This window comes from Dietzia cercidiphylli (genome assembly GCF_014145145.1).
GTDB lineage: Bacteria > Actinomycetota > Actinomycetes > Mycobacteriales > Mycobacteriaceae > Dietzia > Dietzia natronolimnaea.
Map to the genome: position 1 here is coordinate 1 of NZ_JAALEA010000351.1, position 8,236 is coordinate 8,236.

Annotated in this window: 7 protein-coding genes; 3 read left to right on the plus strand and 4 right to left on the minus strand. The window is 70.6% G+C overall.

Annotated elements, in window-relative coordinates:
• Positions 1-258 precede the first annotated feature (258 nt).
• Entirely contained in the window at positions 259-1,143 is an 885-nt protein-coding gene (locus G6028_RS12555) for a rhodanese-like domain-containing protein (RefSeq protein WP_182640138.1), read from the minus strand.
• Positions 1,144-1,370: 227 nt separating this feature from the next.
• Positions 1,371-3,923: an ATP-dependent chaperone ClpB gene (gene clpB, locus G6028_RS12560; protein ID WP_182659068.1), complete on the minus strand. Its 2,553-nt coding sequence runs from the start codon at positions 3,921-3,923 to the stop codon at positions 1,371-1,373.
• Positions 3,924-4,154: 231 nt separating this feature from the next.
• On the opposite strand from clpB, the gene G6028_RS12565 reads away from it, so the two are divergent.
• Complete coding sequence (locus G6028_RS12565; protein ID WP_182659069.1) at positions 4,155-4,988, plus strand: hypothetical protein; 834 nt, start codon at positions 4,155-4,157, stop codon at positions 4,986-4,988.
• 27 nt (positions 4,989-5,015) lie between these two features.
• On the opposite strand, the gene G6028_RS12570 is transcribed toward G6028_RS12565, so the two are convergent.
• On the minus strand, positions 5,016-5,630 hold the full coding sequence (locus tag G6028_RS12570) for a malonic semialdehyde reductase (RefSeq protein ID WP_182659072.1): 615 nt from the start codon (positions 5,628-5,630) through the stop codon (positions 5,016-5,018).
• Positions 5,631-5,754: 124 nt separating this feature from the next.
• Between G6028_RS12570 and G6028_RS12575 the strand changes: the two genes are divergently transcribed.
• Both G6028_RS12575 and G6028_RS12580 read left to right on the plus strand, forming a co-directional pair.
• Positions 5,755-6,054, plus strand: coding sequence for a hypothetical protein (locus tag G6028_RS12575; RefSeq protein WP_182659070.1), 300 nt, complete (start codon positions 5,755-5,757; stop codon positions 6,052-6,054).
• Positions 6,055-6,146: 92 nt separating this feature from the next.
• Positions 6,147-6,938, plus strand: coding sequence for an ROK family protein (locus tag G6028_RS12580; RefSeq protein ID WP_182609706.1), 792 nt, complete (start codon positions 6,147-6,149; stop codon positions 6,936-6,938).
• 12 nt (positions 6,939-6,950) lie between these two features.
• Here G6028_RS12580 and G6028_RS12585 read toward each other — a convergent pair.
• Positions 6,951-8,236, minus strand: a 1,286-nt coding sequence (locus G6028_RS12585) for a DEAD/DEAH box helicase (RefSeq protein WP_182659071.1), incomplete at its 5' end; no start/stop codon positions are given.

The window sequence follows — 8,236 nt, forward strand, 5'->3', positions numbered from 1 at the left end:
GCCTCGTCGTCGTCGGACAGGGCCCCCGCCCCCGCCGACCCGGAGCCGACCTCCGGCGGGGTCCCACGCGACGCGGCGCCCCCGCGTTGTCTGGCGTCCAGACGCAGGAGGATGAGCGCCGCGGCGAGCAGCACGAGGGCCAGGAGGAACCAGAACACGACCATGTCCACAGAGGGTAGTCAGCGCTGGTGGGGTTACCCGCCAGGCACCGCGGCGCTGCGTGACCTGGACGGGCCCGGGAGCCGGCGGAGGCGCGGGCTAGCGGGGGTCCTCCCCCAGGGCGATCGGCCGCCGACGATCCGCCGACCACTGCGACCACGACCCCGGGAACAACCTCCCCGCCTCGATCCCGGCCACCTCCATCGCCGCGAGCGCATGGCAGGCGTGGATGCCGGAACCGCAGTAGACCACGGTGTCCTTCCCGCTGGTCACGCCCACGTCGGCGAACATCTGACGGATGCGCTCGGCGGGAAGGAACCGACCGCTCTCGTCGAGGAACGACGAGGTGGGCAGATTGACGGCGCCCGGGATGTGGCCGGCCCGCGAATCCATCGGCTCGGTGTGGCCGGCATAGCGCTCGGCCGCGCGGACATCGATCAGGACGCCCTCCTCGGGGCTTGCCTGCGTCTCGTCGATGTCGGCCGTGCGCATGTGATCGAGCCTGAAGGTGAAGTCGCCGCGTTCGACCGGGTTGCCCGGCCCCACCGCCAGGTCCTCGCCCTCGGCGATCCACGCCTTGAGACCGCCGTCGAGGAGGTAGACGTCCTCCTTGCCGGCCCAGCGCATCAGCCACCAGGCGCGCGCCGCGGAGGTGTTACCGGAGTCGTCGTAGATCACCACGCGACTGTCGTTGTGCACGCCGGCACGGCGCAGGGCGTCCTCGAGATCATCGGGCGAGGGCAGCGGGTGGCGGCCCTCGCGGACGTTGCGCTGGCCCGCGAGCTCGGTGGGCAGATCGACGTACTGCGCACCGGGGATGTGGCCCGAGTAGTAGTGCTCGCGCCCGCGGGCGTCGCCGAGCCGCCAGCGCACGTCGAGGATCACGGGGGTGGGAAGGCTCGCCACGTCGCTGATCAACTCGCGCGCCGTGACGAGGAGGGGACTGACCTGGGTGTCGGATGCGGGTGCGGTGGCTCTGGTCACGGGTCCATGGTAGTCGCGATGACGACGAGGCGGATCCCCTCATCGGGGACTGATCCGTCACTCCGCGGGCGCGGGGGCGGGCGAGGAGGTGTGGGCGGTGCGGGACGTGGGCGGTCACCCGGGCACGAGTTGGCGGACAGGATTCGCGTCGGGGCCGTTCCCGATCGCATCTCCTGTCCGCCAACTCGTACCCGCCGGCTCGTTCCCGCCAGCTCAGGCGACGGGCGTCAGCTCAGCGTGAGCGACTCGCCGTCCTCCGCCAGCGAGACCCGCACGGTGTCGCCGTCGCGGATGTCGCCGCCGAGCAGGGCCCGGGCCAGCTTGTCGCCGATCGCCTGCTGCACCAGCCTGCGCAGCGGGCGGGCGCCGTAGGCAGGGTCGTACCCGCGCCGCGCCAGCCACCCCTTAGCCGCGTCGTCGACCTCGAGGGTCAGTCGCCGACCCTTGAGCCGCCGTGCGAGCTCGTCGATCTGGATGTCGACGATCGACTCGAGCTGCTCCTCGCTGAGCGAGTCGAACATCACCACGTCGTCGAGCCGGTTGATGAACTCCGGCTTGAAGGCGCGCTTGACCGCGTCCATCGTCTGCTCCCGCGATCCACCCGCCCCCAGGTTGGAGGTGAGCACGAGGATCGTGTTGCGGAAGTCCACGGTCCGGCCCTGGCCGTCGGTGAGCCGGCCGTCGTCGAGCACCTGCAGCAGGATGTCGAAGACGTCCGGGTGCGCCTTCTCGACCTCGTCGAGCAGGACGATCGTGTACGGACGCCGCCGCACGGCCTCGGTGAGCTGCCCGCCGGCCTCGTAGCCGACGTACCCCGGAGGGGCACCCACCAGCCGCGAGACGCTGTGCTTCTCCGAGTACTCGCTCATGTCGATCCGGACCATGGCCCGCTCGTCGTCGAACAGGAACTCGGCGAGCGCCTTGGCCAGCTCCGTCTTGCCGACACCCGTGGGGCCGAGGAAGAGGAAGGAGCCGGTGGGCCGGTCGGGGTCGGCGACCCCGGCCCGCGACCGTCGCACCGCGTCGGACACGGCCCGGACCGCCTCGCCCTGGCCGACGACACGACGCGCGATCTCGTCCTCCATGCGCAGGAGCTTCTCGGTCTCGCCCTGAAGCATCTTGCCCACGGGGATCCCGGTCCAGGCGGAGACGACCTCGGCGACGTCCTCCGGGCCGACCTCCTCCTTGAGCATCGCGTTGGTGGCGGCGTCGTTCTCCTCCGCCTGGGCGAGCTGCTTCTCCAGCTCGGGCAGCCGTCCGTAACGGATCTCGGCGACCCGTGCGTAGTCGCCGTCCCGCTCGGCCTTCTCGGACTCGGTGCGCAGCGCGTCGAGCTCCTCCTTGACCTTCTGCACACCCTGGATGGCGGTCTTCTCGTTCTGCCACCGGGCGGTCAGCTCGGCGAGCTTCTCCTTGGAGTCGGCGAGCTCGGACTGGAGCGCGACGAGCCGATCCTTGGACGCCGCATCGGTCTCCTTCTGCAGTGCCACCTCCTCGATCTCGAGTCGGCGCACGATCCGCTCGGCGGCGTCGATCTCCTCCGGTCGGGAGTCGATCTCCATCTTGAGCCGGCTCGCGGCCTCGTCGACCAGGTCGATCGCCTTGTCGGGGAGGAACCGCTGGGTGATGTAGCGATCCGACAGCGCGGCCGCGGAGACCAGCGCGGAGTCGGTGATCCGCACGCCGTGGTGCACCTCGTAGCGCTCCTTGAGCCCGCGCAGGATGCCGACCGTGTCCTCGACGCTCGGCTCCCCCACGTAGACCTGCTGGAAGCGGCGCTCGAGGGCGGCGTCCTTCTCGATGTACTTGCGGTACTCGTCGAGCGTGGTGGCACCGACCAGGCGCAGCTCCCCGCGGGCGAGCATCGGCTTGATCATGTTGCCGGCGTCCATCGACCCCTCGCCGGTCGCGCCGGCGCCGACGATGGTGTGGACCTCGTCGATGAAGGTGATGATCTGCCCCTCGGACGCCGTGATCTCGTCGAGCACGGCCTTGAGGCGCTCCTCGAACTCACCGCGGTACTTGGCGCCCGCGACCATCGAACCCAGGTCGAGCGAGAGCAGGGTCTTGCCCCGGAGCGACTCGGGGACGTCGCCGTCCACGATCCGCCGGGCCAGCCCCTCGACGATGGCGGTCTTGCCCACGCCGGGCTCGCCGATGAGCACCGGGTTGTTCTTGGTGCGGCGGCTCAGCACCTGCACCACGCGCCGGATCTCCGAGTCGCGCCCGATGACCGGGTCGATCTTGCCCTCACGAGCCCGGGCCGTGAGGTCCGTGGAGTACTTCTCGAGCGCCTGGTACTGGTCCTCGGGGTTCTCGGTGGTCACGCGCGTGTTGCCGCGGACCGTGGCGAACGCCTGCTTGAGCGCGTCCTCGGTGGCCCCGAGCTCGCCCAGGAGCTTGGCGGCGTCGCCCCCGGTGTGCCCCGCGGCGATGCCGACCAGGACGTGCTCGGTGGAGACGTAGTCGTCGCCCATCTCGGACGCGAGGGTCTGGGAGAAACTGATGACGGCGAGGGCGTCGCGGTTGAAGTTGGGGGCGGCCAGCCCCGAGCCCGACGCGCTGGGGTAACTCGCGGTGAGGGCCTTGGCCTGCGTGAGCGCCAGTTGCGGGTCCACCCCACATGCCTGGAGCAGGGGCGTGGCGATCCCGTCCTGCTGTTCGAGCAGCGCCACGAGGAGGTGGCCCGGACGGACATCCGGGTTCCCTGCCGCCGAGGCGGATTGGACGGCGGCCGACAGAGCCGCCTGGGTCTTGGTCGTGGGGTTGAACTGGCTCATCGACCGGTCCTTTCTTCGACGTGTTCTTGAGCGTACTCGGGTCAATACCGGCCCACATCAGGACCGGACAGTCCGTACAACTGCCGAACAGTTGAGTCTATTCCGCTCAAGTCAAAGAATCCGGTGTGAACGCCGCCACCACGTGAGTAAATTCTTAGCGGTACCGCGAGGCCCCTCCCTCGCATCGACCCAGGACAGGCCCCCGTTGACCCCCTCACCCCACCCCGCGCCGTGAACTGGCAGCGATCTGTTCATCCCGCCGTCAGCTTCTCCGCCTACCTGCTGGCGATCGTCGTACCGCTCGTCTTGGCGCTGGCGGTCGTCGGATCCTCGCCGGCCCTCCTGGCGATGGTCCCCGAAGAGCACCGCGGCACCGTCGCCTCCTTCGGCGAGGGCGCAGCCCGCGTGTCAGGCGGGGACGGCGGCCTGTTCAGGCCGGCCCACGCGGATGCCGCCAACTCCACGGTCCCGGGCACGGCCGTCCCGCTCCGGGGCGAGTGGTCGCCTCGCCGCGCCGCGGACATCCAGCCCCCTGCCGGGCTGATCGCGGGGGTCGACTACGCGGTCGAGGCCACCGAGGACGGGTACCTCGCACATTGGCCGTGCGAACACGAGATCCCCGTGCGCTCCTACGACGCGCCCCCGGGCAGCGAGTCCGACCTCGCGTGGGCGGTCGAGACCCTCGCCTTCGCCAGCGGCCTCCCCCTCAGGTATGCGGGGCCCGGTGCCGAGGGAGAGCGCGAAGGCGACGGCGCCATCTCCGTGACGTACGGCGACCACCCCATGTTCCACACCCATGGCGCGGCCGGGGTCGGCGGCGCGGCTGTCTGGCCCCGCGGCCTGATCCTCCGGGGGTCGGTGACCCTGCAACCGGAACAGATCACCCCGGTTCCCGGGGACGCCTGGAGTAGGAGCCTGACTCTGCACGAGCTCATGCACGCGGTGGGTATCGACCATGCGGGCGAGTTCCGCACCGAGATCATGACGAGCAGACGGATCAGTGACACGCAGACGATCCTGGGCCACGGCGACCAGTTCGCGCTACGACTCGTCGGCTGCCTGTGACGCGCGGAGTACCTGCGACGACCCCCCTCAGAGGGTCGTGACGACCTCGTCGTAGTCGAGTCGCGGCAGCCGGTCGAGCCAGGCGTTCTCCGCCGGCGTGCCGATGTTGATCGCGACAAGGACGCGGTGGCGCCCGTCGGGGAAGAACTCCGCGGCGATCCCCTCGGCGTCGAACCCGGTCATCGGGCCGGCGGCGAGACCCGCGGCGCGGATGCCCAGGATGGTGTAGCCGACCTGCAGGCTCGCGTTGAGCTCGGCCGCGCCGACCCGCGCGGCCTCGTCCGCGAACAGATCACGGGCGCCGGGGAAGTGGGGGAAGAGCCGGGGCAGTTCGTCGTGGAAGTCCACGTCGGCGGCGAGCAACGCGACGGCCGGCGCGGCGGCGGTCTTGGCCCGGTTGCCCTCGGCCAGGTGCGGCAACAGTCGGGCCTTGGCCTCCCCGGACCGCACCACGACGATCCTCAGCGGCTGGTTGTTCATCGACGTCGGGGCCCACTTGACCAGGTCATAGATCGCGCGGAGTTGGCCGTCGGTCACCGGCTCGTCCGTGAATGCGTTGGCGGAGCGGGCCTCCCGGAAGAGCAGGTTCTGCGCAGCGGAGTCCAGTTGCAGGGCGGTCGAGGCCTCAAAAGATGTTGTTATATCTACTATAACCGCGACGGTGCTCCGCTGAATCCCGGCCGAATAGTGATGTCCGTCACCTCGCGCGCCTACGCTCACCTCATCGACCGCTCACCTCGTCGTCGTCATCCCCCGGAGGTCTCCCATGCCCACCCGCACCCGACCCGCCAAGCTGGTCGCTCCGGTCGCCACCGCCGCCCTCGTCCTGGCGTCACTGACCGGCTGCAACGCGATGGACCCCAACCAGGGCGGTGACACCACCTGCGGCGACTACATGGAGATGCCGCCCGAGGACCAGCGCGAGGTGATCACCACCTTCCTCGACGAGAAGGGGCAGTCCGATCCCGCCGGCATGGAGGTGACCTTGACCCAGGAGTCGGCCAAGCTCTACTGCGGAACCGTGGGCCAGGCGAGCGACCCGATCCGCAACATCGATACGGGGTAGCACCGATACCGGGTAGCACCCCACCACACCCAATGGCCCGCCCGCTACGAACTATTGGTGACAATGGTCGGTGTGGAACGGGAGGCGATCTGATGAGGAACGGCGTCGTCGTCGACATCGGCGGCAGCGGAACGCGGATCGGTGCCGTGGTCGACGGCCGCGTGGTGGGAGTCCACGGGGCCGAGGTGGCCACCGCCGAGGATCTGGCCGCGGTGATCCGGGCCGTCGATCCCCTCCCCAGCGGCGTCGGCGTGTCTGTCAGCGGGCACGTCGACGCCGACCGTGGGGTCATCGAGGCCTCCCGCGCCGCCGCCTGGGCCGAGGGGCCGATGCGCTCCCAGTTGGTAGCCCTCCTGGACGCCCCGGTGTCCGTGATCGGTCACGGCGACGCCCACGCCCTGGCCCTGACCCAGCTGCCGGACGTCGAGTTCGGCGGCATCGCCATCTCCCTGGGCACCACCCTGTCGTTCGGGGCGCTCAACCGCCACGGTGCGCTCATCCACCCGTGCGGGCCCACCGGGTGGGACCTCGGGCACTGGCGGCTGGTCGTGGACGGCGGCACCACCGAGGCGTGGTGGGGTCTGGGCGGGCACGGGCTCTACGACCTCGAGCGGGAACACGGCGACGGTGCCGCCGAGATCTACGCCCACCGGGTGGGCTCCTTCGTGGTGGACGCCGTCCAGTTGTTCCGGCCGCGCACGGTCCTGCTCACCGGCGGGATCGTGGTGGGCCTGGGCGAGGCGCTGCACGGGCCGGTCGCCGAGCAGTTGCACACGCTGCCGCACACCATCCCGACGCCGCGGGTCGTGTTCTCCCCGTCCCGGGACACGGCACTCTTCGGGGCCGCGGTGGCCGCGGGGTTGGCGATGCCGGCGGTGCGGTGATCACCCGCGCCGCTACTCGATCAACCCCCGCAGGTCGTCGGCCGTGAGCGCCGCCGAGAAGTGCTCCCCGCTGTCCAGCACGGAGGCGAAGAGCTCGGCCTTGCGCCGCTGCAACTCCACCACGCGCTCCTCGATGGTGTCTCGCGCGACCATCCGGTAGACCAGCACCGGTCTGGTCTGGCCGATGCGGTGGGCCCGGTCCACGGCCTGGGCTTCGGTCGCCGGGTTCCACCAGGGGTCCAGCAGGAAGACGTAGTCGGCGCCCACTAGGTTGAGGCCCACTCCCCCGGCCTTGAGGCTCAGGCAGAACACCTGCGCGCCGCCCTCCGTGAACCTGCCGACGGCACCTGCCCGGTCGGTGGTCCTGCCGTCGAGGTGAGCGACCGTGATGCCCTCGGCGAGCAGCCTGTCGACCACCGTGTCGAGGTAGCTGGTGAACTGGCTGAACACGAGCGCTCGGTGCCCCTCGGCCACGACCTCACGCAGCGACGCGATGAGCTCATCGGTCTTGGCGGAGGGGATCGATACGTGGTCGGGGTCCACCAGCGAGGGGTCCAGGCACAGTCGGCGCAGCACGGTGAGGCCGGCGAGGATGCTGATGCGGTTGGAGTCGAAGTCGTCGAGCAGCGCCAACAGCGACGCCCGCTGACGGGCGAGCTCGCGCTCGTAGACCCGGCGGTGCGCGACCGAGAGTTCTACCTCCATCACCGCATCGGTGCGTGGCGGCAGCTCGCCGGCCACCAACTCCTTGCGGCGCCGCAGCAGGAACGGTCGCAGTCGGCGACGGAGACGGCGCAGTGCCTCGGCGTCGCCGTCCTTCTCGATCGGGGTCCGGAACAGCGCGCGGAACTCCTTGGCGTCGGGCAGCACCCCCCGACAGGACAGGGCCGCGATCGCCCACAGTTCGGTGAGGTTGTTCTCCATGGGCGTGCCGGTGACCGCGAGCAGGAAGTCGGCCCGCAACCCGGCGAGAGCGGCGAACAGCTTGGACGAGGGGTTCTTGGCCTGCTGGGCCTCGTCCAGGATCACCCCGGCCCACTCGATCCCCGCGTACGCCTCGGCGTTCAGACGCAGGACGGTCGCGGAGGTGACCACGATGTCGTGGACGGCCGCGTCCTCGGCCACGGTCGTGGGCGACTTGCTCTCCGTGGCCGAGCGTCGGGCCACGCGCAGCGAGGGCACGAACCTCCGGGCCTCGGCCTCCCAGTTGGGCACGACCGACGAGGGCGCCACCACGAGGAACGGCCCCGGCGAACCAGCGACCGCCTCGGCGCCGGAGGCGGGGGCGCCCGCCGTCT